Below are 23,948 nucleotides of genomic sequence, written 5' to 3'. Positions count from 1 at the left end.
GGTCGAGGCCAGAACCGCCGGGGGCCGGGGGACCAGCCGTCACTCCGCGTCGAGCACCACTCGGGAGTGGAGTCCGAGCCGGTCGAGGAACGCCTCGTCGTGGCTGACGACGACCAGGCCGCCCCGCCAGGCGGCGAGAACGTCGACGAGGTGGTCGGTCGTGGCGAGATCGAGGTCGTTCGTCGGCTCGTCGAGCACGAGCAGCTGCGGAGCCGGCTGCGCCAGCACGAGCCCGGCGAGCGCGACGCGGAACCGCTCGCCGCCCGAGAGCGACGCGATCCTCCGATCGACCACGTCGCCGCGCACCAGGAGCCGCGCGAGGGCGTTCCGCAGCTCGACCGCAGGACGATCCGGCGCGGCCCGGGAGACGTGCTCCCGCACGGTGGCCTCCTCGTCGAGGAGTCCCTCGCGGCGCTGGGGGAGCCAGCCGACCCGCTCCGTCAGCGCTCGGGCCGTGGTGCCGGCGAGCGGATGCTCCCGCGCACCCGGCGCCCCGACGAGGTGCTCGAGCAGGGTCGTCTTCCCCGTCCCGTTCGCGCCGACCACGGCGATCCGCTCCGGCCCCTGGAGCACCGTCGTCCGGCCGCGCACCGTCACCTCCGCCAGCCGGCGCCCGGCCGCGACCCCGGGGTCCGGCAGGTCGAGGCGGACCCGGTCGTCGTCCCGGACTGCTCGCGACGCTGCGTCGACCTGCTCGCGCGCCCGCGCCTCCGCGGCCCCGTGCCCGGAGCGCAGCCGTCCCGCGGTCGCCTCGGCTCGTCCTCTCCGCGCGTTCGCGAGGATCGCGGGCATCGACTCCGCCGATCGCGCCCCCGCCCGCGCGCGGCGGGCGATGGTCGTCTCGGCCTCGATGCGCTGCCGCCGCTCGGCGCGGAGAAGCCGGTCGGCGTCGCGCAGATCGCGCTCCGCGGCCGCCTGCTCGAGGGCGAGCCGCTCCTCGAACGCCGAGAACGTCCCGCCGGAGGTGCGGACCGCCCCGTCGCGCAGCTCCGCGATCTCGTCGACGTGCTCGAGCAGCTCCCGGTCGTGGCTGACGAGCACGAGCGTCCCGCGCCACCGGTCGACCAGGTCGAGCAGAAGCCCTCGGGAGCGCCGGTCGAGGTCGTTCGTCGGCTCGTCGAGCACGGCGATCGGCCGACCGCGCAGCCGGACGCCGGTCACGGCCGTGAGGACGGCCTGCCCTCCGGAGAGGGTCGCGACCGGCCGCAGCAGGTCCGCCTCCTCCAGGTCGAGACCGGCGTCGCCGAGTGCGGCGAGCGCTCGGGCCTCGAGGTCCCAGTCGTCCGCGAGCACCTCGAAGTGCCGCGGATCCGCGTCGCCGCGGAGGATCGCGTGCAGAGCGTCCAGGCGATGCCGGATCCCGAGGAGATCGGCGACGGTGTCGTCGGGCCCTCGCCGGAGGCGCTGGGGCAGCAGGTCGACGGGTCCCGTCGTCGAGACGCTCCCGGCGGTGGGGGAGAGGCCGCCGGTGACGAGGCGGACGAGGGTCGACTTGCCGGCGCCGTTCGCGCCGACGAGACCGGTGCGCCCGCGTCCGAACGCAGCGGTGACGCGGTCGAGGACGACGGAGCCGTCGGGCCAGGCGAACGTGCAGTCGTGGAGGACGACGGCGGGCGGGGTGGTGCGGGACGAGGAGGGCACGGTGCTCCAGTGGTCGGTGTCGGCGCACGACGACCACCGGGCTCCGAGGGAGCAGGGGCTCGCCCCTGAGGGGCGGGCACGGGGGACGTCAGTGCGAGAGCAGCTGCTGCGTCGTGGACGCAGTACCGGTGCTGGAGCGCAAGAGTCCGTCTTCCGTGCGGGGGGCCCCCGTGACCGCGAGCCGCTGGATCGGCCGGTGTGGCGGCCGCACCGACGTCGCGGCTCGCGACGAGGTACCCGACGACCGTACGTGCCCGTCGATACACGCGCAACCGTGACCGACTGCTCGTCCGCGGCCTGCGTCCGTCGGCGCCGTCGCGCGGCTCGCGGCGGACGGCTCTCCACCCACGGCGGGACGGCCGGACCGCCCTGGTATGCACGCTGCTGCCCACCGGTCGAGGGGGTCGCCGGCGGGCCCTCCCGTCGCCGGGCCCTCACTACGCTGAGCCCATGGTGACCATTCGCGACGTCGCGGCCGATGCGGGGGTGGCCCGCAGCACGGTGTCCTACGTGCTCTCCGGCAACAAGAAGCTCCCGGAGGCGACCCGCCTGCGCGTGCTCGCGAGCGTGGAGCGGCTCGGCTACCGGCCCGACCCGATGGCGCGGGCCCTGGCGCTGCGGCGCACGAACATCCTCGGCTTCTTCGCCTCCGTCGATCCGGAATCGCGGCAGACCGATGTCGACGTCTTCATGCGCTTCGTGCGGGCGGCGATGTACGCGGCCCGCGCCCGCGGCTTCGACCTGCTGATGATGGGCACGGGCGAGGGGGAGCTCGCGCGCGACGTCCTCGCCGATGCGCTCGTCGTGATGGACATCCGCCGGGACGACCCCCGGCTGCCGGTCCTCGCGAGCATCGGCCTGCCGACCGCGCTGGTCGGCTACCCGGGCGAGGGCAGCCCGTTCAGCGCGATCGACCTCGACTTCGACGGCGCGGCGCGGGTCGCCGTCGACCACCTCGCCGACCTCGGGCACGTCGAGATCGCGGTCCTCGGGATGGGCCCCGACGCCTACGAGAGCGGCTACGCCTTCGCCCTGCGGTTCCGCGAGGGCTTCCTCGACCAGTGCCGCCTGCGCGGCGTGCGGGGCGCCGTCATCCCCAGCACCGACGACGTCGACGACTGGTTCGAGCAGGCGCAGGAGCAGCTCCCCGGCCTGAGCGCCGTGGTCACGCACGGGCCGGGCGTGCTCGAGCCGTTCCTGCAGCGCCTCAGCGGCCTGGGCCTGCGCGTCCCGGAGGACTGCTCGATCATGACCATCGCCCCGGAGGCGGTGATGCGGCACGCCGACCAGCCGGTCACCGTGGTGGATCTGCCCGGCGACGAGATGGTCTCGCGGGCGGTCGACCTGGTGCTCGACGAGCTCGCCGGCACCGCGACTCCGGGAGTGACGGAGCTGCTGCCCGCGGTGGTCGTGGACCTCGGCACCACCGCGCCCTTCTCGCCGGGCACCAGCCGGGGCGTCGTCCCCTCGTGGCGGCGGGCGCGCGGCTGACGTCGACCGGGTCGCCCGGGGCGTTCCCCGGGCGATCGGTGAACCGGTTCTCCGAAATCTATTGAACCGGTTCTCCGACTCGGTTAGGCTCGCCACGACTTCCGGACGGACCGCCCCAGCGGGCGCCCCGGAGGGTCTTCCCGGCGCGAGCGCTCCGCTCGTTCCGACCGTATTCAGAGAGGAATACCGTGAAGAACAGCATCCGACGGGCCGCAGGCGCCGCCTCCCTCGTCCTCATCGCCGGAGTCGCCCTCAGCGCGTGCAGCGCACAGGGAGCGGGCGACGACTCGTCGAAGTCGCTCACCCTCTGGGACAGCTTCACCCAGTACGACGCGTCCTCCCCCTACGGCCAGCTCCTGGCCGGCTGCGAGGCCTCGACCGGGATCACCCTCGAGCGCACCTCCGACCCCGACCTCACCACCAAGCTCCTGCAGTCGGCCGCGTCGAAGACGACGCCGAACCTGGTCGTCCTCGACAACCCCAACGTCGCGAAGTTCGCCGACACCGGCCTGCTCGTCGACAACGCCGCCTCCGGGCTCGACACCAGCGACGTCCTCCCGAACGTGCTCGCCGCCGGCCAGCTGGACGGGAAGACCTACGGCTCGTCGATCGGCTCGAACACCCTCGCGCTCTTCTACAACAAGGCGCTCTTCGAGGCCGCCGGCGTCACTCCGCCGACGACCTGGGACGAGCTGACCACCGCCGCGAAGGCCCTCACCGCGGGCGACGTCACCGGGCTCGGCTTCTCCGCTATCGGCACCGAGGAGGGCACCTTCCAGTTCCTGCCCTTCTTCTGGGGCTCCGGTGCGACCCTCGAGGACATCTCCTCCGACGACGCCGTCTCGGCGCTCGCGCTCTGGACCGACCTGGTGAAGAGCGGCTCGGCCTCGCAGGCGAACGTCAACGCCAACCAGCAGGACGTCCGCGACCAGTTCCTCGCGGGCAAGCTCGGAATGATGGTCAACGGCACCTGGCAGCTCTCCGCCCTCGACGAGGCGGGCATCGACTACGGCGTCGTGCCGATCCCGGCGAAGGACGGGGGAGCGGCACCGAGCCCGCTCGGCGGCGAGTTCGTCGAGGTGGTCGCCTCCGACGCCGCGAAGCAGACCCTCGCCACGGAGTTCGCGCAGTGCGTCATCCAGCCCGACAGCCTGAAGGCCTGGGCGGCCGGCCAGTCGTACATCATGCCGTACGCCGACGCGGCCGCCGAGCAGGCGACCGAGGACCCCGCGCTCCAGCCGTGGGTCGAGGCCATCTCGGTCGCGCAGGGACGCACCAGCGACCTCGGCGTCGCCTACCCGGACACCTCGAAGGCGCTCTGGACCGCGATCCAGGAGTCGCTGACCGGCTCGAAGACGCCGCAGGCGGCCCTCGACGACGCCGCGGCGAGCCTGAAGTAGCGGCCGCATGACCGACCCCGCCGTGCTCACGGCGCCGGTCGCGGGCGGGGCGGCCACCAGGCCGCCCGCCCGCCGCCGACCCCGCTCTCACCTCCGCCTCGCCGCCGCCGCGTTCATGGCGCCCGTGGTGATCTTCCTCGCCGTCTTCTTCGTCTACCCGATCATCCGCGGCGTCGTCCTCAGCCTCCAGGACTTCGGACCGTCGTCCTTCGTGACCGGGATCGCCCCCTTCGTCGGCTTCGACAACTACGTCACGGTCGTCACCGATCCGATCTTCGCGAGCATCGCCTGGCACACCGTGGTCTTCACCGTGGTCTCGCTGGTGGGCCAGTTCACGATCGGCATGGCCCTGGCGCTGTTCTTCAGCCGCCGGTTCCCGCTCTCGGCGACGTTCCGCTCCCTCATCCTGCTGCCGTGGCTCCTGCCGCTGATCGTCTCGGCGACGGCCTGGCGCTGGATCTTCGACCAGCAGTTCGGCATCCTGAACGCCGCGATCGGCACGCCGGTCGGCTGGCTGACCGATCCGTCCGTCTCGCTGTGGGCGGTCATCATCGCCAACATCTGGCTGGGCATCCCGTTCAACATGGTGCTGCTGCACGGAGGCCTGCAGGGCATCCCCGAGAGCCTCTACGAGGCCGCGGCACTGGACGGCGCCTCGCGCTGGCGGTCCTTCTGGAGCATCACCTGGCCGCTGCTGCGACCGGTGACCTCCGTCACGCTCCTCCTCGGCCTCGTCTACACGATCAAGGTGTTCGACGTCATCTGGATCCTCACCAAGGGAGGCCCGGCCAACAGCTCGCACACCCTCGCGACCTGGGCCTACGAGCAGTCCTTCACCGACCTGCAGTTCGGAGTCGGTGCGGCGGCCGGCCAGATCCTCGTGATCGTCGCCCTCGTCTTCGGCATGATCTACATCCGCGCCCAGCGCAAGGAGGACCTCGGATGAACCGGCACACCACAGGGCTGCGCCGCGGGATCGACGTGGTCATCGCGATCGTGCTCTGCGGCTTCCTCCTCTTCCCGCTCTACTGGATGGTCAACGTCTCGCTGACCAAGCCGCAGAACCTGATCCAGACCCCGCCGAGCCTGTTCCCCGGCGACCCGACCCTCGACGGGTACGTGCAGGCGTTCTCGACGCAGCTGCCGAACCTCATCACGAGCCTCGTGATCTCGATCGGCTGCGTGATCCTGACGCTGGCGATCGCCCTGCCCGCCGCTTTCGCGATGGCGAAGTTCCGGGTGCGGGGGACCGGCGTCGTGATGTTCGTGTTCCTCCTCGCCCAGATGATCCCCGGGATCGTCCTGGTCACCGCGCTGTTCGCGATCTACAACGCGCTGGGGCTGCTCAACACCTATCCGGGCCTGATCCTCGCCGACGCGACCGCCTCCGTGCCGTTCGCGGTGATCATCCTCCGGGCCTTCATGCTCGGCATCCCCGACGAGCTGATCGAGGCCGCGCGGATCGACGGTGCGAGCAACTGGCGCTCCTTCGTCTCGATCGTCATCCCGCTGAGCCGGAACTCGATCGTGACCGCGGGCCTGTTCTCGTTCCTGTTCGCCTGGGCCGACTTCCTCAACGCGAACTCGCTCACCTCGGGCAACAGCATCGTGCCGTTCACCCTCGGCCTCTACCGCTACATCGGATCGACCACCACCAACTGGAACGGGATCATGGCGACCGCCGTGATCGCCTCCATCCCGGCCGCCGTGCTGCTGATCGTGGCCCAGCGCTACGTCGCCGCCGGGGTCACCGCCGGCGCGGTCAAGGACTGATCGCCGTGCCCGACTCGAGGAAGCAGGAGCACATGGACACCGACGCGTTCGCGCTCGAGGGGGACCGCCTCGTCTGGCGCGGCGACGGCGAGACCGTCGTCGTCGAGCCGTGGGGGAGGGACAGCGTCCGGGTCCGCGCCCGCCGGTCCGGGGAGGTCCTCGACACCGACTGGGCGCTGATCGCCCCCGAGCGCCACGCGCCGGAGGTCTCGATCGAGGGACCGCGGGCGACGCTGCGCGCCGGCGGCATCACCGTCGTCCTCGAGCAGCAGGAGGGCTACGGGTACCAGACCGGCTACCACGAGCTCTCCTGCTCCCTCTCCTTCTACGACCGTCGGGGGGAGCTGCTCTTCCGAGAGCTCGGGAGCGGGGGAGCGCTCAAGCTGCGCGCCCGCGAGCAGCGTCCGCACCTGGGCGGCGACTTCCGGCTGACCGCGCTGTTCGAGACGTCCCCCGACGAGAAGCTGTACGGGATGGGGCAGTACCAGCAGGACATCCTCGATCTGAAGGGCTGCACGCTCGAGCTCGCGCACCGCAACTCCCAGTCGAGCGTCCCGTTCGTGCTGTCGAGCCGCGGCTACGGGTTCCTCTGGCACAACCCCGCGATCGGCCGCGCGACTTTCGCAGCCAACCGCACGGAGTGGTCCGCCGAGTCCTCCCAGCAGCTCGACTACTGGGTGACCGCGGGGGAGACCCCGGCCGACATCACCCGGGCCTACGCCGACGCGACCGGGCACGTCCCGATGATGCCCGAGCACGGCCTCGGCTTCTGGCAGTGCAAGCTGCGCTACTGGAACCAGGAGCAGCTGCTCGAGGTCGCCCGCGAGCACCGGCGCCGCGGCCTGCCGATGGACGTGATCGTGGCCGACTTCTTCCACTGGCCGCACATGGGCGACTTCCGCTTCGAGGAGGAGTTCTGGCCGGATCCGTCCGCCATGGTCGCCGAGCTGCGCGAGCTCGGGATCGAGCTGATGGTCTCGGTCTGGCCGCAGGTGTCGGTCGAGTCCGAGAACTACATCGCGATGAAGAAGGGGAACCTCCTCGTCAAGGCCGAGCGGGGCCTGGACCTGCACATGCAGTTCGAGGGTCCGAGCGCGTTCTACGACGCGACGAGCCCCGCCGCCCGGAGGTTCGTCTGGGAGGCGTGCCGGCGCAACTACGGCGAGCACGGGATCCGGCTCTTCTGGCTCGACGAGGCCGAGCCCGAGTACGGCGTCTACGACTTCGACAACTACCGCTACGCCGCCGGCCCCGCCGTCCAGGTCGGCAACCTCTACCCGCAGGCGTTCTCCCGCGGCTTCTTCGAGGGGCAGAGCGAGGGCGGGGAGACCGCGATCGTCAACCTCGTCCGCACCGCGTGGGCGGGCAGCCAGCGCTACGGTGCGCTCGTGTGGTCGGGCGACATCCACTCGACCTTCGCAGACCTGCGCCACCAGATCACGGCCGGCATCCACATGGGCGTCGCGGGGATCCCGTGGTTCACGACCGACATCGGAGGATTCGCCGGGGGAGACCCGTCGGATCCGGAGTTCCGTGAGCTCCTCGTGCGCTGGTTCCAGTTCGGCGCGTTCAGCCCGGTGATGCGCCTCCACGGCGACCGCGCGCCGTCGGCCCCGGTCACGGCCGCCGACGGGACCCGCCGCGCCGCGACCGGAGCCGCGAACGAGGTGTGGAGCTTCGGCGAGGAGGCCACGCCGATCCTCACCCGCCTGCTGCATCTGCGCGAGACCCTGCGCCCCTACACGCGCGAGGCGATGCGGGAGGCGCACGAGCTGGGCCAGCCCGTGCTGCGCGCGGTGTTCCACGAGTTCCCGGGGGACCCGGAGGCCTGGGATCTGGCCGACCAGTACCTCTTCGGCTCGGACCTGCTGGTGGCTCCGGTCACGCACGCCGGAGCCGTCTCCCGACGGGTCTACCTGCCCGCCGGGGCGCGCTGGACGGAGCTCTCGACGGGCGCCGAGCACGAGGGCGGGCAGTGGATCGTCGCCGACGCGCCGCTGGCCGTCATCCCGGTCTTCGCGCGCGACGGCCGGCAGGCGCACCTCGTCGGGCAGCTCTGAGCGGAGGCTCCCCGCTGACCGGAGGGTTCCGCCGCGAGGAGCGCCCCCGCGTCAGCCCGTCCCCGCGAGCCAGAAGTCGACCGCGTCGGGGGACGGGCGCCCGGCGACCCGGACGACGTCGCCGAACTCGAGCACGCTGTCCGGATCCTCCTGGACGGCCGGCCACCGCTCGCGGCCGGCGGCGTCCGGATCGCCGTGGGAGACGAACGCGAGCCAGCGCGCGGTCATCTCCTGCTCGAGCCGGCGGTCGACGTCCGTGTAGTCGGCGTCGCCGTCCGCCCCGAGGTTCCCGTACGCGTACATCACCTCGGCGCCGTGGTACGCGCCGAACCGCTCGAGTCCGCTCTCCGGGGGAGTGCGCGTGAAGATGTAGGCGTGGACGCCCGCCCGCCCGGTCCGGGCGGCCGTCAGCGCCCAGAGCCGCATCGGGGCGGTCATCGTCCGGTCGCTGTCGGCGCGCAGCCGGGAGTCGACGACCTGGTCCTCGACGGCACCCGGGTACAGCGCGAGGAATCGGTCCGCGTCGTCTCCGTGCTCCCGGCGCACCTCCTGCTCGTAGGCGTCCGGATCCGAGTCGACGCCTCCCAGCAGATCGAGCGAGGTCTCGTCGGAGTTGCTGCCGAGCAGGAGGGGGACGTCGTTCTGCCGACCGGCCTTGTAGACGGCGAGCGGCGTGTCGGGGAGGACGACGCCGTCGATCGAGGGCCACCAGTGCTGCGAGAGGCCCGCGGCGGCCGAGACGATGCGCTCGGCCGGCAGGGCCCTCATCTCGGCCAGGCTCGCCCCGCCGAGCGCCTCGCTCAGGCGCGCAGCCGCCTCCCGTGCGGTGGCGGCGTCGTCGTAGAGGTCGCCGGCCTCGCAGTCTCCCGCCGACCCCAGGCATCCTCCGCTCTCCCCGATGATCCCGTGGAGGAGGCCGGCCGCGAGGGGCGAGGCCCCGAGGATGCAGGCGCTGCCGGAGCCGGCGGACTGGCCGGCGACCGTCACCCGCCCCGGGTCCCCGCCGAAAGCGGCGATGTTGTCCTGCACCCATTGCAGAGCGGCGACCTGGTCGAGCAGTCCCTGGTTCGCCGGGGTGCCGCCGCCGAGCACATCACCGGCGAGGAATCCGAGGACGCCCAGACGGTAGGCGACGGTGACGACCACCGCGCCCCGGGAGGCGAGCGCCGCGCCGTCGTAGGCGGGGAGGGCGCCGGACCCCGAGACGAACGCGCCGCCGTGGAGGTAGACGAGGACCGGGCTGGAGTCGCCCGCCCCGCCGGCCGGCGTCCAGATGTTCAGGCGGAGGCTGTCCTCGTCCGTCGCGTACCCGCCGAGGAGCGTCTCCTCCAGCGGCAGGTCGAGCACGCGGGTCGCCGCTCGGGAGAGGAACGTCGACTCCGGCTGAACGGCGGAGGGGCCGAAGTCGTCGGCCACGAGGGTCGCCGACCGCTGCGGGGCCGGGCGGGGCGCCTCCCAGCGCAGCGGGCCGACCGGGGGAGCGGCGTAGGGGATCCCCGCGAAGGCGTCGACCCCGGCCGCGGCGTCATGCACACCGACGACGTCGCCCTGCCGGGTCGTGACCGGGGCGGTGCGCGGACCGGCGAGCGTCCGCGTCGCCGGGAGAGGACCCGCGGCGAGCGCGACGGCTCCGACGAGCCCTGCGGACGCGACCCAGGCCGCCGTACGCAGCATCCAGTGCCGGTGCCGCCAGCTCCTCGAGACGGCCGCGATCAGGACCGCGGCCGCCGCGACGACGAGCCACCCCCACCACTCCACCCGGTTCAGCCAGGCGAGGACCGCCCCGATGAGCACGACGGTCGCGGTCGGCAGCCACCGGGACCGTCGCCGTCGAGGTTCGGGCGTTCCAGTTCTCGATACGGTATGCATTGGAAACGAAACGTACTGAAAAGGCCCATCCAGCGCAAGGATCCGAATAGGCTGGGGGCGTGGCCACAGGCGAGCAGGCTCCGGTCCGGCGGAGGAGCGAGACGCGACGACGTCTCCTCGCCGCGGCCGCCGAGCTCTTCGAGAGCACGGGCACCATCGGCCAGCGCGTCGAGGACATCTGCGCGCAGGCGGGCTTCACCCGCGGCGCGTTCTACTCGAACTTCGCCGGTGTCGACCAGCTCTTCCTCGCACTCCACGAGGAGCAGGCCGCGAGAGTGTGGGGGAGCCTGCAGGAGGCCCTCGACGTCCAGCTGCAGGAGGAGCACCGCGCGGCGACCCTCGACGGCGCCGTACGCTCCCTCCTCGACGCGCTCCCGTCCAGCCGCGAGTGGTTCTCCCTGCGGTCGGTGCTCCTGGCACGCGCTGCCGCGGACCCGGAGTTCGCCGAGCGGATGATGATCGACGACGACCGCGTCTCGCGCGAGCTGGGCGAGCGCTTCGCCGCCCTCGCCGCCGTGCACGGCCGCGTCCCCGCCGTCGAGTCCGCCGTCCTGGCGAAGGCGGTCGTCGCGGCGCACGTCGGGTCGGTGAGCCAGTGGCCCGTGGACACCAGCGCCGAACTCACGCAGCGCCTGGTCGTCGCCGCGGTGATCCGAGGCCTCACCGTCGAAGCGCCCGGTCTGCCATCGGAGCGCGGCGGCGACCGGTGACATCCTGTCGCAGGAGCGATGAGGGGAGTCGATCGCCATCCTGCCGACCGGGACTTCGGTCGAACTGACATAATGTGCATTATCGGATAACGGCGGAAGGGCCGGACGGACCGGGACTGAGGCCGCCCGACGGTCCGGAACGTCATCAGCGGATCGGCGAATGCTCCACCCACGCCTCGACGTCCTCGTACCAGCACGTCTCGGTCGGAGTGTCGAAGCGCGTGACCAGCCGCAGCCGCGGATCGACGGTCATCGTGCCGCGGACGCGGTCGTCGGCCTGGTGTCGAAGACGGATCACGGTGAGCGCGCCGTCGATCGACGCGCCGGTCATCCGGTACCCGTCGCTCGGCCGTCCCCAGACCGGCAGGTTCAGCGGGAAGGCCAGGCGGGCCGCCAGCGGCTCCGGCAGCAGCTGCCATCGGTCCAGCGGACGCTCCTCGCCCCCGGAGACGTACCGGCCGGTCGGGGCGTCGTACGCGTCGACCGTCCCGGTGCGCTCGTCGACGCAGGAGAACGACGCCTCGACGGGCCGCACCTCCAGTCGGTAGGTCTCGGTCCTCTCGGGCGTCCGCCGGAAGGCGCGGCACCGGAAGGGCGAGCGCCTCCTCCAGTTCGCCATCACCGCGACGGCGTCGAGGAGGATGCTCGTCTCGCCGTCCCTGTCGAAGTCGCCACGCCGCCCGGAGGCTGCCGATGTGCGGAACCCGTCGGCGCGGACGGACTCCCCCGATGCCGGTCCGCTGCCGTCCATCGGAGTCATCCGTCGAGGATCGCAGACCCGCGCGCCGGGGTCATTCCGCGAAGGCGATCAGGCGAAGTCGGAGATGTCGCCGACGAGGCGGGTGTTGTCCGCGGGGATCGGCTCGACGGCCGCCAGAGCGACCTGGGCCGCGAACTCCTGCACGTTGTAGAGCTTGCCGGCCGACTCGCGACGCGAGCTGATCGCGCCCGGGTTCGCGCGCTCCAGCAGGGTCGCGGTGATGGTGCCCTCGATCATGTCGCCCGAGACGACGACGAACTCGATCCCGCGCTCGGCGAGCTCACCGATCCGCTCGCGCAGGGCGTCCTCGCCGGCGCGCTTGGAGAGCGCGACGGGCTCGTACTCGGGCATCGTGGGCGTGGTCCGGATGAAGTGCGCCTGGTGGCTCGTGACGAACACGACACGGGAGCCCTCGGAGAGCAGCGGCAGCGCCGCGTCGAGCACGGCGACCTGCGAGTCGCGGTTGAGGACCATCGCGTAGTCCTCCCCCATGTTGCTCTCCATGCCGCCGGAGGCGTTCAGGACGAGCACGTCCAGTCCTCCGTACTCCTTCTCGATGCGGGAGAAGAGCTCGGCGCGCGAGTCGGCGTCGGTGAGATCGGCGCCGACGGCGATGGCGGTGCCGCCGGCCTCGACGATCTGCGCGACGAGCTTGTCGGCGCGCGGCGCCTTCGAGCGGTAGTTGACGACGACGCGGGCTCCGGCCTCGGCCAGGTAGCGGACCGTGTCGGCGCCGATGCCGCGGGACGACCCGGTGACGAGAGCGCGCTTGCCGTCGAAGGAGCCGGGGGCGAGGGGATTGGACACGGGTATTCCTCCAGAACGCCGGCTCGGAGACCGGATCGGGCACGATGACGGGCCACGGCCCGACGGAGGAGTCTACCAAGGGCCTCGAGATCGTCGGCGCACCCCCTCTCCCAGCCCTCGTCCGGGGGGCGTTGATAGCCTGGGAATGCTCGTCGAGGGGAAGGAGCACACAGCATGGACGCTGTCACCCAGTACGCGTGGATCCTCTGGCTCGCGCTGATCCTCATCTTCGTGATCGTCGAGATGATCACTCTCGAGTTCACGTTCCTGATGCTCGCCGTCGGCAGCATAGGCGGACTGCTGACCGGGCTGGTCGGGGCTCCCTTCTGGGTCCAGGTCCCCGTCGCGGCCGTCCTCGCCGCCCTCCTGCTGTTCTCCGTCCGTCCGCCGCTGCTGCGGCTGCTGAAGCGGGGCGGCGATCCCACCCCCAGCGGAGCGGACGCTCTCCTCGGGCTCTCCGGCAGCGTCGTCCTCGCCGGCCCCGGAGCCGGCCAGGTCAAGCTCGCCAACGGCGAGACCTGGACCGTCCGCCTGTCCCCGCTCGTCGAGGACCGCACACTCGGAGTCGGCGAGAGAGTCGTCGTCACCGCCATCGAGGGCGCGACCGCGGTCGTCGTCCCCGCCGAAAGGAGCACACCGTGACACCGTCCTCCGTCGTGACGATCGTCGTCGTCGCCGCCGTCGTCCTCTTCGCCCTGGTCGTCCTCTTCCGAGCGGTCCGCATCATCCCCCAGGCCACCGCCGGGGTCGTGGAGCGCCTCGGCAAGTACCACAAGACCCTGCTGCCGGGCCTCAATCTCGTCGTGCCGTTCATCGACCGGGTCCGCCCGCTGATCGATCTGCGCGAGCAGGTCGTCTCGTTCCCGCCCCAGCCCGTGATCACGGAGGACAACCTCGTCGTCTCGATCGACACGGTCGTCTACTTCCAGGTGACGGACGCCCGGGCGGCGACCTACGAGATCGCCAACTACCTCGGCGCGGTCGAGCAGCTGACCACCACCACGCTCCGCAACGTCGTCGGCGGCCTGAACCTCGAGGAGGCGCTGACCTCCCGCGACAACATCAACGGGCAGCTGCGCATCGTCCTCGACGAGGCCACCGGCAAGTGGGGCATCCGCGTCGGACGCGTGGAGCTCAAGGCCATCGACCCGCCCCTCTCCATCCAGGACTCGATGGAGAAGCAGATGCGCGCCGAGCGCGACCGTCGAGCCGTGATCCTCACCGCCGAGGGCACCAAGCAGTCCCAGATCCTGAACGCCGAGGGTCAGCGCCAGGCCGCGATCCTCGCGGCGGAGGGCCAGGCGAAGGCGGCGGTCCTGCGCGCCGAGGGTGAGGCCAAGGCGATCACCACCGTCTTCCACGCCATCCACGAGGGCCGCCCCGACAGCGAGCTGCTCGCCTACCAGTACCTCCAGACGCTCCCCAAGATCGCCGAGGGCAGCGCGAACAAGCTCTGGGTCATCCCGAGCGAGCTCACCGAGGCGCTGAAGGGCATCGGAGGAGCGCTCGGCCAGCGCGGCCAGTCCGCCCCGGCGGTCCGCCCGCAGGACGCGGTACCCACGTCGGCGCCTGCGGCTTCCGCGCCTGCCGCATCCGGGTCCGTCGGCTCCACGCCTGTCGTGCCCGGATCCGACACGTCCGCCCCCGCGGCGCCCGCGACGACCGACGGAACCCCGGACTCCGCGCCCACTCCCCCGCCGCCGGCCGTCTGAGCCGCGGACCCGGTCCGCGATGCGCGCCTCCGAGCCACCCCTCGTCCTGAGCGGGCCGATGCCCCGGGTGATCGCGCATCGTGGATTCGGCCCGCCGGCCGAGGGCAACACGCTCGCCGCCTTCGAGCGCGCCCTCGCCGCGGGTGCGGACCTCCTCGAGACGGACGCGCGCGCGTCCCTCGACGGGGTCGCCGTGCTCGTCCACGACGCCGAGGTGATCGACCGCTCCGGCCGCCGCCACGTCGTCGCCGCCACCCGGTGGGAGGAGCTCGCGGACCTCCGGCTGGCGGGCGGCGCCCGGCTCGCCTCTCTCGAGCAGGCCCTCGCCGCACTCCCCCGCGCGCGCTTCAATGTCGATGTGAAGTCGCGGGACGCGATCGGTCCGGTTGTCGCGGCGGTGTCCGGCGCCGCCGCCTCGGAGCGCGTCCTGATCACCTCGTTCTCCGAGATCCGTCGAGCAGCGGCCCTCCGCCGTCTTCCCGGCGCCGCGACCTCGGCGTCGGCGGTCCGCTTCGTCGTCGCCCTGGTCGCCGCCCACCTCGGCGCCGCCCTCCCCGTGCGTCTCGCTCTCCGCGGCATCGACGCGCTCCAGGTGCCCGAGAGCGCGCTCGGCCTCCGCGTCGCGGAGCCGCGGATCCTCGCCCGGCTGCGGGTGACAGGTTGCGAGATCCACCTCTGGACCATCGACGATCCGGAGCGGATGGAGCAGCTCCTCGCGCTCAGGATCGACGGGCTCGTGACCGACCGCACCGACCTCGCCCGAGCGGCCGTCGACGCCTTCCTCAGCGCCCGTCGGCCACGCCCTCAGGAGCGGCGGAATACGCCTCCGACCTGAGGATTCTCTGGCAATGGCAGGGACGGGAAGACCACCTCCAGGTACGACGTTGACACTGGGGAAGCACAGCGAGAGGAGACCACACAATGGCAGATCGAAGCTTGCGAGGAATGCGGCTCGGATCCCAGAGCCTGCAGAGCGAAGAAGGCGTCGTCTTCTCCCCGCGATCGACGTACGAGTACCACTGCGCGAACTGCGGCCACGACACCGACATGGTGTTCTCGGCCGACGCGGAAGCACCGGAGACCTGGGAGTGCCGCTCCTGCGGTCACGAGGCCACTCTGATGGTGGACTCGAAGCCGGTCGTCGTGGACAAGGGCGAGCAGAAGGCTCCGCGCACCCACTGGGACATGCTGCTCGAGCGTCGGACCCGCGCGGAGCTGGAGGAGCTGCTCGAGGAGCGGCTCGCCTATCTGCGCGCCAGGCGCGGCGAGCACAAGATCGGCGCGTAGCGCCGGTCAGCGGTAACGGCGTCGCGGCTCGCGCGTCCTGAGGACGAACGAGACCATGCCGATGAGACCGGCGGCCAGGAAGTACCAGCCGAGGTCTCGCGCCCACACCAGAGCCGGGGTCGTGGTGGAGCTGAGGGGGACCTCGTCCACCATGGCACCCGGCTCGAACCATGTCAGGGAGTCGATCGTCGCGCCGTCCGGCCCGATGATCGCACTCGTCCCGACGGTCGAGATGTTGACCACGCTGCGCCCGGTCTCGATGGCCCGCAGGCGAGCGATCGCGAGCTGCTGGACGCTCTCGTCGGTCCGGCCGAAGTCGGCGTTGTTGGTCTGCCCGAGGATGACCTGGGCTCCCCCGTCGACCATCGCGTTCGTCAGCGCGTCGTCCGAGATGTCGAAGCAGATCGCGATGCCTGCGAGGACGCCGTTCACGTCGAAGACGTTGGGACGGGTGCCGATCGAGTAGTCGCGGCTCACCAGGTCGACCAGGTCCGGAGCGAACATCCGCCAGAACGCCCGGTCCGGCATGTACTCGGCGAACGGGACGGGATGCACCTTGTCGTAGACCTGCGTCGCCCCCTCCCCCGCCTTCCAGAGCAGCGAGCTGTTGTAGAAGACGTCGTCCGAGGGGTTCGTGATCGTGCCCACGACGAACGGCGCGTCCATCGTCCGGCTGAGGTAGTCGAGGACGGCGGCCGACTGGGCGTTCCGGGTCGGATCGATGTCGACGCCGTTCTCGGGCCACACCACCATGTCGACGTCCTGATCGAGGATCGGCAGCGTCGCCGAGGTGTGGTCCTCGAGGATCTGCCCGCGGTAGCTCTGCGAGAACAGGCCCGCATCGGAGTCGCCCTGGACGGCGGCGATCCGGGTCGTGCCCTCCGTCGGTGCCGGCCAGGCGGGGAACACCAGCGCCACGATCGCGAAGCCCGCGAGAGCGCTGACGCGAGAGAAGGCCGGGACGGACATCTCGCGGACGGCCTGCGCGAGCACGGCCGCGAGGAACGCCACCACGAAGCCGAGGCCGGCGAAGCCGATCCACGCCGCGAGACCGGCGAGCGGGCCGAGGGACTGCGAGATCGCGAGGCGGCCCCAGGCGAAGCCGCCGTAGGGCCAGACGCTGGTGATCGACTCGCGCCCGATCCAGAGCGCCGCCAGGAGGGCGGGGAGGCCGACCATCCGGCCGAGCGGTCCCGTCCAGACGCGGTGGCCGCGCGTGGAGACGACCGCCATCAGCCCCGCGGAGAGCGCGAAGAAGATCGCCTGCAGGCCGGCGAGGGCCGCCCACGGGACCGGGCCGAGGTAGAGGGTCAGCCACTCGATGTGGACGCCCCAGAAGACCGCTCCGCCGACGAGGCCGACGAGGCTTCCGCTCCAGAAGCCGCGCCCCCCCAGCGCGAACAGGATCGCCGCGGCGCCCACGATCGCCAGCGGCCAGACGTCGGAGTCGGGGAAGCCGCGGTCGAGCACGGCGCCGCCGAGGGCGGCGAGGGGCAGCGCCACCCACAGCGGAACGGTCCGCCCGTCGGGCGGAGGAGCGATCGGCGTCATGCGACTGTCGAGTACGCGACGATGCCGCGGCGGACCAGGTCGAGGGCGGTCCGGGCCGCGCGGCCGACCTTGCCCTCGGCGACGACGGAGAGCTGGTCGAGGAGGTCGATGGTCTGCTTCGCCCAGCGCACGAAGTCGCCGGCGGCCATGTCGGACTCGCGGAGCACCATGTCGAGCGGCATGCCCTTGGCCCACATGTTCATCGACAGCGCCAGGCTCGTCGAGATCGGGTTGCTGCCCGGCAGGCGGTGCTCCCGCTCGACGTCGTCGAGCCGGGCCCACAGAAGCTGGGTCCTCTCCAGCGCCTCGGGGAACGCGCCGCGGGGCAGGAACTGCTCGCCGAGCGTCCCCTCCTCGCGTCGCGGCTCGAAGACCAGGCAGCACGCCATCGCCGCGAGGCCGGCCGGATCGAGCTCCGTCCACGCCTGCTTCCGGAGGCACTCGGCGACGAGCAGGTCCCGCTCCCCGTAGATCCGGCGGAGCGTGCGACCGTTGGGCGTCAGCGAGAGCTCGCCGACCTCGTCCCGGCGGAAGTAGCCGAGCTCGAGCAGCACGTCCGTGATGTGGTCGAAGATGCGGGCGACGGCGCCGGTGCGCGAGCGGATCTGGCGCTCGATCTCGTCGGTCTCGCGGCGCAGCTTCCACCAGCGCTCGGCCCAGCGCGCGTGCTGCTCGCGGTCGGAGCAGGCGTGGCACGGGTGCGCCTTCATCCGACGCCGCAGGCTCGTGAGCTGTCCCTGGCGCTTCTCGCGCTCGGCGTGGGAGGCCGACTCGCCGCGCACCGCGCCCCGGCGCTCGAGGTCGCCGATCTCACGGCGGATCGCCGCGTACTGCTCGAAGTCGCCCAGGTGGCACTGCATCGCCGTGACGTAGCCCGCCATCGACTCCTCCTGCTGGCGGACCCGGCGGGCGAGATCGACGACGGACCGGTCGGCCTGGAACTGCGCGAACGACGACTCGAGGATCTCGCGCGTGCGCACCCGCCCGAACTGCTCGATCAGGTTCGCGGCCATGTTGTAGCTGGGGCGGAAGCTGGAGTTGAGCGGGTAGGTCCGCCGGGAGGCGAGGGACGCGACCGCCTGAGGGTCCATCCCGCCGCGCCACTGGATCACCGAGTGGCCCTCGACGTCGATGCCGCGTCGGCCCGCCCGGCCGGTGAGCTGGGTGTACTCCCCCGGTGTGATCGGGACGCGCGCCTCGCCGTTGAACTTCTCGAGCTTCTCGAGGACGACCGTGCGGGCCGGCATGTTGATGCCGAGCGCGAGCGTCTCGGTCGCGAAGACCACGCGCACGAGCCGGCGCAGGAACAGCTCCTCGACGACCTCCTTGAAGGCGGGGAGCATCCCGGCGTGGTGCGCGGCGACGCCCCGCTGGAGTCCGTCGAGCCACTCCCAGTAGCCGAGCACCGCGAGGTCCTCGTCGCGGATCGTCCGGCACCGCTCCTCGACGATCGCGCGGATCTCGTCGCGCTCGTGGCGCTCGGTGAGGCGCACGCCCGCCCGCAGCACCTGGCGCACGGCCTGGTCGCAGCCCGCACGGCTGAAGACGAAGAAGATCGCGGGGAGGAGGTTCTTGCCGCGGAGGATCTCGACGACCTCCGAGCGCAGCACGAGCTCCTCGGTGCGCTGCTCCGGGTAGCGGCCGCGACCGCCTCGGCCGTTGCGGCCGCCCCTGCCGCCGCGCTCGACCCGGGAGCCGCCCTGGGCCATGCGGGCGAGCTCGGGGTTCACCCGGTTCGTCGCCGCCCGACCGGAGGAGTCGAAGAGATCGACCAGCTTGCCGCCCACCAGGACGTGCTGGTCGAGCGGGACGGGCCGCTCCTCGGAGACGATGACCTCGGTCTCGCCCCGGACGGTCTGGAGCCAGTCGCCGAACTCCTCGGCGTTCGACACGGTCGCGCTGAGCGAGACCAGCCGCACGCGCTGCGGGAGGTGGATGATGACCTCCTCCCAGACGGCGCCGCGGAAGCGGTCGGCGAGGTAGTGCACCTCGTCCATCACGACGTAGGCGAGGTCGCGCAGGAGGTCCGAGTCGGCGTACAGCATGTTGCGCAGCACCTCGGTCGTCATCACGACGATGCGGGCGCGCGCGTTGACGTTCGAGTCGCCGGTCAGCAGGCCGACCTCGGAGGCTCCGTAGTCCTCGACGAACTCCTGGAACTTCTGGTTGCTCAGCGCCTTCATCGGCGTCGTGTAGAAGACCTTGGCCGTCGGGTCCTGCATGGCCAGGTGGATCGCGAACTCGGCCACCGCGGTCTTGCCGGCGCCGGTGGGCGCGGCGACGAGGACGCTGTGGCCGTCGTCGAGCGCGCTGCAGGCCTCGTACTGGAAGGGGTCGAGGTCGAACGCGAGGGTCGAGCGGAACGCCTCGACCCTCGCGTGGCCCTGGCGCGTCCGGAACGCGGCGAACCGCTCGGCGGGAGACGGTCCGGTCACGCGGGCAGGTCGGAGGGGCTGCCGTCGAACACCAGCTGGCGCTTGGCGGCGCGCCGGTCGTGCAGGATCGCGATCCCGCAGGCGAGGAAGAACAGGAAGATGATCGGGATGGCCAGGAGGAACATCGAGATCGGGTCGGCCGCGGGGGTCGCGATCGCCGTGAAGAGCACGATCGCCATGATCGCGATGCGCCACGACTTGAGGATCAGCATGCCGGGGAGGATGCCGAGGAAGTTGAGGAGCACCAGGAAGACGGGCAGCACGAAGGCGATGCCGACGACCAGCACGAGCTTGAGAACGAACTCGTAGTAGATCTTGGCGTCGAGGAAGCTCGCCGCGTTGCTGCCGGTGAAGCTCGTCAGGAGCTCCACGATGTGCGGGAACACGAACCAGCCGGCCGCGCAGCCCGCGAAGAACAGCGGGATGGCGGTGAGGATGAAGCCGAGGCCGTACCGCATCTCCTTGCGGGTCAGGCCCGGGACGAGGAACGCCCAGATCTGGTACAGCCAGACCGGGCTTGCCAGGACGATGCCCACCGTGATGGCGATCTGCAGCCGCAGGTCGAAGGCACCGGCGATCGTCGGGAAGTTGAGGATCGCCTCCTTGCCCTGGGTGGAGGCCACCTCGGAGATCGGAGCCTTGAGGGCCTCGAAGACCCACTCCGAGACGAACCACCCCGCGACGCACGCGATGACGATCGCGATCGCCGACTTGAAGAGCCTGTTGCGAAGCTCGACGAGGTGCGCCCCGAGCGACATGCGCCCGTCGGGGTTCTTCGTCCGCTTCGTCCGTGGCTTCTTCGGTGCCACGGACGTCATTACTTGAGCGGGGACTCGGGCGGCGTGGTGGTGCCGGTGCCGGTGGTCGTGCCGGTGGATCCGGCGACGGTGCCGGTGGTCCCCTCGGTCGACTCACGGCGCTCGGTGCCGTCCTCGTCCTTCATGGTCTTGACCTCGCTCTTGAAGATCCGCATCGACTGCCCGACACTGCGGGCCAGCTGCGGGAGCTTGGGCGCACCGAACAGGAGGAGGATCACGGCGAGGATGATGAGGAGGTGCCACCCCTGGAGGCCAGCGAACATTGCAGACTCACTTCACTTGTCGGTTGCGGTGTACGAGGAGCTTACCCTGTTCGACCCGTTCTGACCGGCGGAGATCGATCCTGTCGCGACGTGCGTCACGCCGGCCCTCGTGCGCACGCCTCACGTCGTCGCGATCGGCGAACAGCGACGAGGACGGCCGGGGCGGCAGGTCGTCCGTCACTCCAGGACTCAGTGTCTCGAGTTTCGCGGTGACCTCGGACAGCTGTCCGAGGAGCACCTTCCCCTTGCGCCAGTAGGAGAGGGCGAAGAGGACCAGCATCGTCAGAGCCCCCAGCGCGAGGCCGAGCCAGATCAGGATCCACGACCACCAGGTCACGACGGCTCCCCCTCGTTCGCGGCGAGCGCGGAGGCCGCCCAGTGCGCGACCGCGGAGCGCGCCTCGGGGGGTGCCACCACGGTGACGAGACCCGCCAACGACGCCACCAGGCGCGTCAGTCCCTCCAGATGTGCGACGCGGAGACGGACGAGGACACCGTGGTGCTCCTCCCCCGGCACGGGATCGGGGAACTCGGCGTCGGCCGCGTAGTCGCCCAGCAGCACGACGGCGCTGGGGGCGACGCGCAGGTCCACGACGAGATCGGAGGCGGAGGCCTCGAAGAGCCGTTCCGAGAGGGTCACCTCGTTGCGGCGCCGGACGATCGGCGTCCCCGTGTCGCGGAGGGAGCGCATCCTGTCGACCCGGAACGTCCTGACGCCCTCGCGGAGGTGGTCCCATCCGCGCAGGTACCAGTCCCGATCGACCGATTCGAGCACGAAGGGGTCGACGAGCCGGGACTCGGTCTCGCCGCGGGCGCTGCGGTAGTCGAAAGCGACCTGCGTCGCCGAGCCCATCGCTGTCCGCAGGAGCGCCACAGCGCTGTCCGCGCCCGTGCCGCGCGAGACCGCGACCGCGCTCGGGGCCGAGGAGGCGCCGCGTGCGAGCTTCCCCATCAGCGAGGCGATCCGGTCGTTGCCCTGGTTCTCGGGCAGCGCTGCGAGGTACTGCATGCCGGCGATGAGGGCGGCGGCCTCCCGCGCCGAGAACCTCGGCGAGTCGTCGATCGCGACCTGGTGGGTGAGGACGACGTGGTCGTTCTCCTCGAAGTCGTCCCAGCCGATGTCGAAGAGGTCGTTCGCCTGGTACTGCGCGGTCTCGCCGGGGATGCCCGAGACGGCGATGAGGCGCACCGCGCGGCGCACCTCCTCCTCCGGGATCTCGAAGTGCGCGGCGACCTCGGCGACGGAGACGCGGCCCCGGTCGAGCAGGTAGGGAACGAGGGAGAGGAGGACGGCCAGGCGGTCGCGCGCCTGCAGGGAGCGGGGTCTAGCCACGGGGATCCCCTCCATGGTCGTCCAGGGTGCGGCGGAGGCGGTCGAGGACGCGGCGGCGGAGCTCCTCCGGCTCGAGCACCCGCACCTCGGGACCGTGACCGGCGAGCTCGTCCGCGAGCACGTCCGGGTCGGTGTAGTGCAGGCGCAGCAGGCCCTGGCCCTCGCCCTCGGCCTCGGCACGCCCGCCGAGACGGAGGGCGGCGTCGGAGTCGGGGGCGACGCGCAGGAGCGCGCTGTTGCGCTGCAGGATCTCGTCGAGCTGGGCGAGAGCGGTCGCCGCGTGGTCCCCCTCCACGAGAGGCGCGGTGCGGCCGGTGGACGCGACCGGCCCGACGATCCGCGACAGGAGGAAGGTCCGCGTGCCCTCGGCGCCCTCGTCCCAGCCGTGGAGGTGCCAGCGCCCCTGGTGGTTCACCAGGGCGCGGGGCTGCACGGTGCGCACGCGCGGCTCCTCGCCGCCGGGCTTCAGATAGGGGAAGCGGACGACCTGGCCGCGGTCGAGCGCAGCGTTGAGCGGCTCGAACGAGGCCTCGCGGACCCGGATCGAGGGGCTGATGCCGATGACGGGGTCGACGGACTCGACCCCGATCGAGCGCAGCTTGATCAGCGCGCGCCGCGACTCCGCCGAGAGCGTCCCCTCGCGCCAGACCGCCCCGGCCAGGCGGAGCAGCGCGAGCTCCTCCGGGTCGAAGGTCAGGTCGGCCGGGAGGTCGTAGCTGCGCTTCGCGATGCGGTACCGGACGGTCTGGGTGTTGCCCGGGTCGCCCGGGGCGTCGACCGTCTCGATCGGGATGCCCAGCTCGCGCAGGTCGTCCTTGTCGCGCTCGAACTGGCGCTCGAGCGAGGTCCGGTCGCCCCGGCCCACCCGCTGCCGGTAGCCCTGCACCGTGGAGAGGACGTCGGCCTTCGTCAGTCCGTTCTCGGCCGCGACGAGCGCGAGCACGAGGTTGAACAGACGCTCCTCGGCCGGGACGCGGCTCGAGGACGGGGCGTCGGAAGGCACGCCCTCCAGTCTAGGGCCGGGCCCGGTCAGACCTTTCCGAGGATGTCGGCGACGAAGATCAGCGTCGCGCCGCCGGGGATCCCGCCCTGAGGGGAGCCCTGGTCGCCGTAGCCCTGGTCCGGCGGGATGACCGCGATGACCTGGGATCCGACGGGCTGGCCGATGAGGGCGTCGGCGAATCCGGCGATGACTCCGCCCTGGGTGGTCGAGCCGTCGGCGGCCGTGAAGACGGCGGGAGCGCCCTTCTCCCAGCTGGAGTCGAACACCTTCCCGTCGCTCCACTGCCAGCCTGTGTAGGCCACGACGACCTGGTCGCCCTCGGCGACGACGTCGCCGTCGCCCTTCTTGAGCTGGGCGATGCGGAGGTCGGTCGGCGCGTCACCGGACGGCTTCGCGAGCCCCGGGCGTCCGTCGTCGCCGAGCGTCACCGTCGGGAAGCCGTCGGGCGCGGGCTGGGCGGCGCCGTTCGCGCGGGCCAGCGAGGCCTCACGGACGTCCGCGACGAGCACGAGCGTGTCGTCCTCCGAGATGCCGAGCTGCGACGAGGACTGGCCGAAGCCGTCCTCGGGGGCGATCGCGATGGCGACGCGCGAGCCGACCTGCGTGCAGAGGAGGCCCTCGTTCAGGCCGACGAGCCCGGCTCCGCCGACGCCGAAGCGGGCGGTGCTCGACCCGTCGTAGGGCGAGGTCTCGAGGACCGTGCCGTCCGCTCCGTTGACCAGGGTGTAGTCGATGGTGACGAGCTGGCCCTTCTCGAGCGGTGCGCCCGAGCCCTCGATGAGGGTGCTGACCTGCGTGCCGTCCGCCTTCAGCGGCGTCGGGACGCTGACGTCCGGCTTCGCTCCGAAGTCGCCCGTGGCGCTGACCGCCGCCGAGGAGTCGCCGGAGGAGAACGGAGCGTCGCAGTCCGCCTGCGAGGAGGACGCGGTGCATCCGGTGAGAGCGGCGACGATGCCGATGCCGGCGATGAGCGCGGTGGTCCTGCGCACGGGTCCTCGATTCGAGTGAAGGGGAGCGGTGACGCCCGGGGTGGAGA

At 71.8% G+C, this 23,948-nt stretch carries 22 protein-coding genes; 10 read left to right on the top strand and 12 right to left on the bottom strand.

What is annotated here, in order from left to right; genetic code table 11:
- Positions 1-39: 39 nt before the first annotated feature.
- Complete coding sequence (locus C5C50_RS05690; protein WP_104246832.1) at positions 40-1,641, bottom strand: ABC-F family ATP-binding cassette domain-containing protein; 1,602 nt, start codon at positions 1,639-1,641, stop codon at positions 40-42.
- Between the two features lie 450 nt (positions 1,642-2,091).
- On the opposite strand from C5C50_RS05690, the gene C5C50_RS05685 reads away from it, so the two are divergent.
- The 5 genes from C5C50_RS05685 to C5C50_RS05665 all read left to right on the top strand — a co-directional run bounded on the left by C5C50_RS05685 (position 2,092) and on the right by C5C50_RS05665 (position 8,365).
- The gene (locus C5C50_RS05685) at positions 2,092-3,132 is read left to right on the top strand and encodes a LacI family DNA-binding transcriptional regulator (protein ID WP_104222050.1); all 1,041 of its coding nucleotides are present in this window, start codon (positions 2,092-2,094) and stop codon (positions 3,130-3,132) included.
- A 188-nt stretch (positions 3,133-3,320) separates the two neighbouring features.
- Complete coding sequence (locus C5C50_RS05680) at positions 3,321-4,532, top strand: extracellular solute-binding protein (RefSeq protein ID WP_104222048.1); 1,212 nt, start codon at positions 3,321-3,323, stop codon at positions 4,530-4,532.
- A 7-nt stretch (positions 4,533-4,539) separates the two neighbouring features.
- Entirely contained in the window at positions 4,540-5,478 is a 939-nt protein-coding gene (locus tag C5C50_RS05675) for a carbohydrate ABC transporter permease (RefSeq protein WP_104273069.1), read from the top strand.
- Positions 5,475-6,305, top strand: coding sequence for a carbohydrate ABC transporter permease (locus tag C5C50_RS05670; RefSeq protein WP_104222044.1), 831 nt, complete (start codon positions 5,475-5,477; stop codon positions 6,303-6,305). The genes C5C50_RS05675 and C5C50_RS05670 overlap by 4 nt, the downstream gene beginning before the upstream one ends.
- A gap of 32 nt (positions 6,306-6,337) precedes the next feature.
- Complete coding sequence (locus C5C50_RS05665; protein WP_104246851.1) at positions 6,338-8,365, top strand: TIM-barrel domain-containing protein; 2,028 nt, start codon at positions 6,338-6,340, stop codon at positions 8,363-8,365.
- 51 nt (positions 8,366-8,416) lie between these two features.
- Here the strand turns inward: C5C50_RS05665 and C5C50_RS05660 are convergent, their stop codons facing one another.
- Positions 8,417-10,159 (bottom strand): carboxylesterase/lipase family protein, encoded by a 1,743-nt coding sequence (locus tag C5C50_RS05660; RefSeq protein WP_219814081.1) that lies wholly within the window; start codon positions 10,157-10,159, stop codon positions 8,417-8,419.
- Between the two features lie 134 nt (positions 10,160-10,293).
- Here C5C50_RS05660 and C5C50_RS05655 point away from each other — a divergent pair, with 134 nt between their 5' ends.
- A complete protein-coding gene (locus C5C50_RS05655; protein WP_104273067.1) occupies positions 10,294-10,944 on the top strand; it encodes a TetR/AcrR family transcriptional regulator in 651 nt (216 codons plus the stop codon).
- A gap of 145 nt (positions 10,945-11,089) precedes the next feature.
- Here C5C50_RS05655 and C5C50_RS05650 read toward each other — a convergent pair whose 3' ends face one another.
- Both C5C50_RS05650 and C5C50_RS05645 read right to left on the bottom strand, forming a co-directional pair.
- Positions 11,090-11,704, bottom strand: coding sequence for a hypothetical protein (locus tag C5C50_RS05650; protein ID WP_146085867.1), 615 nt, complete (start codon positions 11,702-11,704; stop codon positions 11,090-11,092).
- A 48-nt stretch (positions 11,705-11,752) separates the two neighbouring features.
- On the bottom strand, positions 11,753-12,511 hold the full coding sequence (locus C5C50_RS05645) for an SDR family oxidoreductase (RefSeq protein WP_104260700.1): 759 nt from the start codon (positions 12,509-12,511) through the stop codon (positions 11,753-11,755).
- Positions 12,512-12,685: 174 nt separating this feature from the next.
- Between C5C50_RS05645 and C5C50_RS05640 the strand changes: the two genes are divergently transcribed.
- From C5C50_RS05640 to C5C50_RS05625, 4 genes are all read left to right on the top strand, one after another.
- Positions 12,686-13,153 (top strand): NfeD family protein, encoded by a 468-nt coding sequence (locus tag C5C50_RS05640; protein ID WP_104260699.1) that lies wholly within the window; start codon positions 12,686-12,688, stop codon positions 13,151-13,153.
- A 14-nt stretch (positions 13,154-13,167) separates the two neighbouring features.
- Complete coding sequence (locus tag C5C50_RS05635) at positions 13,168-14,223, top strand: SPFH domain-containing protein (RefSeq protein WP_374953801.1); 1,056 nt, start codon at positions 13,168-13,170, stop codon at positions 14,221-14,223.
- A 58-nt stretch (positions 14,224-14,281) separates the two neighbouring features.
- Complete coding sequence (locus tag C5C50_RS05630; protein ID WP_258067682.1) at positions 14,282-15,058, top strand: glycerophosphodiester phosphodiesterase family protein; 777 nt, start codon at positions 14,282-14,284, stop codon at positions 15,056-15,058.
- Between the two features lie 86 nt (positions 15,059-15,144).
- Positions 15,145-15,510, top strand: coding sequence for an RNA polymerase-binding protein RbpA (locus C5C50_RS05625; protein WP_068207052.1), 366 nt, complete (start codon positions 15,145-15,147; stop codon positions 15,508-15,510).
- A 6-nt stretch (positions 15,511-15,516) separates the two neighbouring features.
- On the opposite strand, the gene lnt is transcribed toward C5C50_RS05625, so the two are convergent.
- From lnt to C5C50_RS05585, 8 genes are read right to left on the bottom strand one after another with little or no spacing between them, the layout of a single operon-like run.
- Entirely contained in the window at positions 15,517-17,061 is a 1,545-nt protein-coding gene (gene lnt, locus C5C50_RS05620; protein WP_104268654.1) for an apolipoprotein N-acyltransferase, read from the bottom strand.
- Positions 17,058-19,496 carry an RNA helicase gene (locus tag C5C50_RS05615; RefSeq protein ID WP_104273064.1) on the bottom strand — a complete coding sequence of 813 codons (2,439 nt, stop codon included), beginning with the start codon at positions 19,494-19,496 and terminating at the stop codon, positions 17,058-17,060. The genes lnt and C5C50_RS05615 overlap by 4 nt, the downstream gene beginning before the upstream one ends.
- Positions 19,493-20,314, bottom strand: coding sequence for a twin-arginine translocase subunit TatC (tatC, locus tag C5C50_RS05610; RefSeq protein WP_374952911.1), 822 nt, complete (start codon positions 20,312-20,314; stop codon positions 19,493-19,495). The genes C5C50_RS05615 and tatC overlap by 4 nt, the downstream gene beginning before the upstream one ends.
- The gene (gene tatA / locus C5C50_RS05605; RefSeq protein ID WP_104222022.1) at positions 20,314-20,577 is read right to left on the bottom strand and encodes a Sec-independent protein translocase subunit TatA; all 264 of its coding nucleotides are present in this window, start codon (positions 20,575-20,577) and stop codon (positions 20,314-20,316) included. The genes tatC and tatA overlap by 1 nt, the downstream gene beginning before the upstream one ends.
- Positions 20,578-20,584: 7 nt before the next feature.
- Positions 20,585-20,914: a hypothetical protein gene (locus tag C5C50_RS05600; RefSeq protein ID WP_104273063.1), complete on the bottom strand. Its 330-nt coding sequence runs from the start codon at positions 20,912-20,914 to the stop codon at positions 20,585-20,587.
- Complete coding sequence (locus tag C5C50_RS05595) at positions 20,911-21,909, bottom strand: YafY family protein (protein WP_258067680.1); 999 nt, start codon at positions 21,907-21,909, stop codon at positions 20,911-20,913. The genes C5C50_RS05600 and C5C50_RS05595 overlap by 4 nt, the downstream gene beginning before the upstream one ends.
- Positions 21,902-22,912 (bottom strand): YafY family protein, encoded by a 1,011-nt coding sequence (locus C5C50_RS05590; protein ID WP_104222016.1) that lies wholly within the window; start codon positions 22,910-22,912, stop codon positions 21,902-21,904. The genes C5C50_RS05595 and C5C50_RS05590 overlap by 8 nt, the downstream gene beginning before the upstream one ends.
- Before the next feature lie 26 nt (positions 22,913-22,938).
- Positions 22,939-23,901 carry an FKBP-type peptidyl-prolyl cis-trans isomerase gene (locus C5C50_RS05585; RefSeq protein ID WP_104222014.1) on the bottom strand — a complete coding sequence of 321 codons (963 nt, stop codon included), beginning with the start codon at positions 23,899-23,901 and terminating at the stop codon, positions 22,939-22,941.
- Between the last annotated feature and the right edge of the window lie 47 nt (positions 23,902-23,948).

The organism is Rathayibacter sp. AY1D9 (genome assembly GCF_002932395.1).
Classification (GTDB): Bacteria; Actinomycetota; Actinomycetes; order Actinomycetales; family Microbacteriaceae; genus Rathayibacter.
This window is presented reverse-complemented; position numbering and strand designations above follow the sequence as displayed.

What these genes read in the sequence shown, in the direction of transcription:
- C5C50_RS05685 (WP_104222050.1), top strand. Translation starts at nt 2,092, where the DNA reads ATGGTGACCATTCGCGACGTCGCGGCCGATGCGGGGGTGGCCCGCAGC.
- tatA (WP_104222022.1), bottom strand. Translation starts at nt 20,577, where the DNA reads ATGTTCGCTGGCCTCCAGGGGTGGCACCTCCTCATCATCCTCGCCGTG.
- lnt (WP_104268654.1), bottom strand. Translation starts at nt 17,061, where the DNA reads ATGACGCCGATCGCTCCTCCGCCCGACGGGCGGACCGTTCCGCTGTGG.
- C5C50_RS05640 (WP_104260699.1), top strand. Translation starts at nt 12,686, where the DNA reads ATGGACGCTGTCACCCAGTACGCGTGGATCCTCTGGCTCGCGCTGATC.
- C5C50_RS05650 (WP_146085867.1), bottom strand. Translation starts at nt 11,704, where the DNA reads ATGACTCCGATGGACGGCAGCGGACCGGCATCGGGGGAGTCCGTCCGC.
- tatC (WP_374952911.1), bottom strand. Translation starts at nt 20,314, where the DNA reads ATGACGTCCGTGGCACCGAAGAAGCCACGGACGAAGCGGACGAAGAAC.
- C5C50_RS05670 (WP_104222044.1), top strand. Translation starts at nt 5,475, where the DNA reads ATGAACCGGCACACCACAGGGCTGCGCCGCGGGATCGACGTGGTCATC.
- C5C50_RS05665 (WP_104246851.1), top strand. Translation starts at nt 6,338, where the DNA reads ATGGACACCGACGCGTTCGCGCTCGAGGGGGACCGCCTCGTCTGGCGC.
- C5C50_RS05625 (WP_068207052.1), top strand. Translation starts at nt 15,145, where the DNA reads ATGGCAGATCGAAGCTTGCGAGGAATGCGGCTCGGATCCCAGAGCCTG.
- C5C50_RS05630 (WP_258067682.1), top strand. Translation starts at nt 14,282, where the DNA reads ATGCCCCGGGTGATCGCGCATCGTGGATTCGGCCCGCCGGCCGAGGGC.
- C5C50_RS05675 (WP_104273069.1), top strand. Translation starts at nt 4,540, where the DNA reads ATGACCGACCCCGCCGTGCTCACGGCGCCGGTCGCGGGCGGGGCGGCC.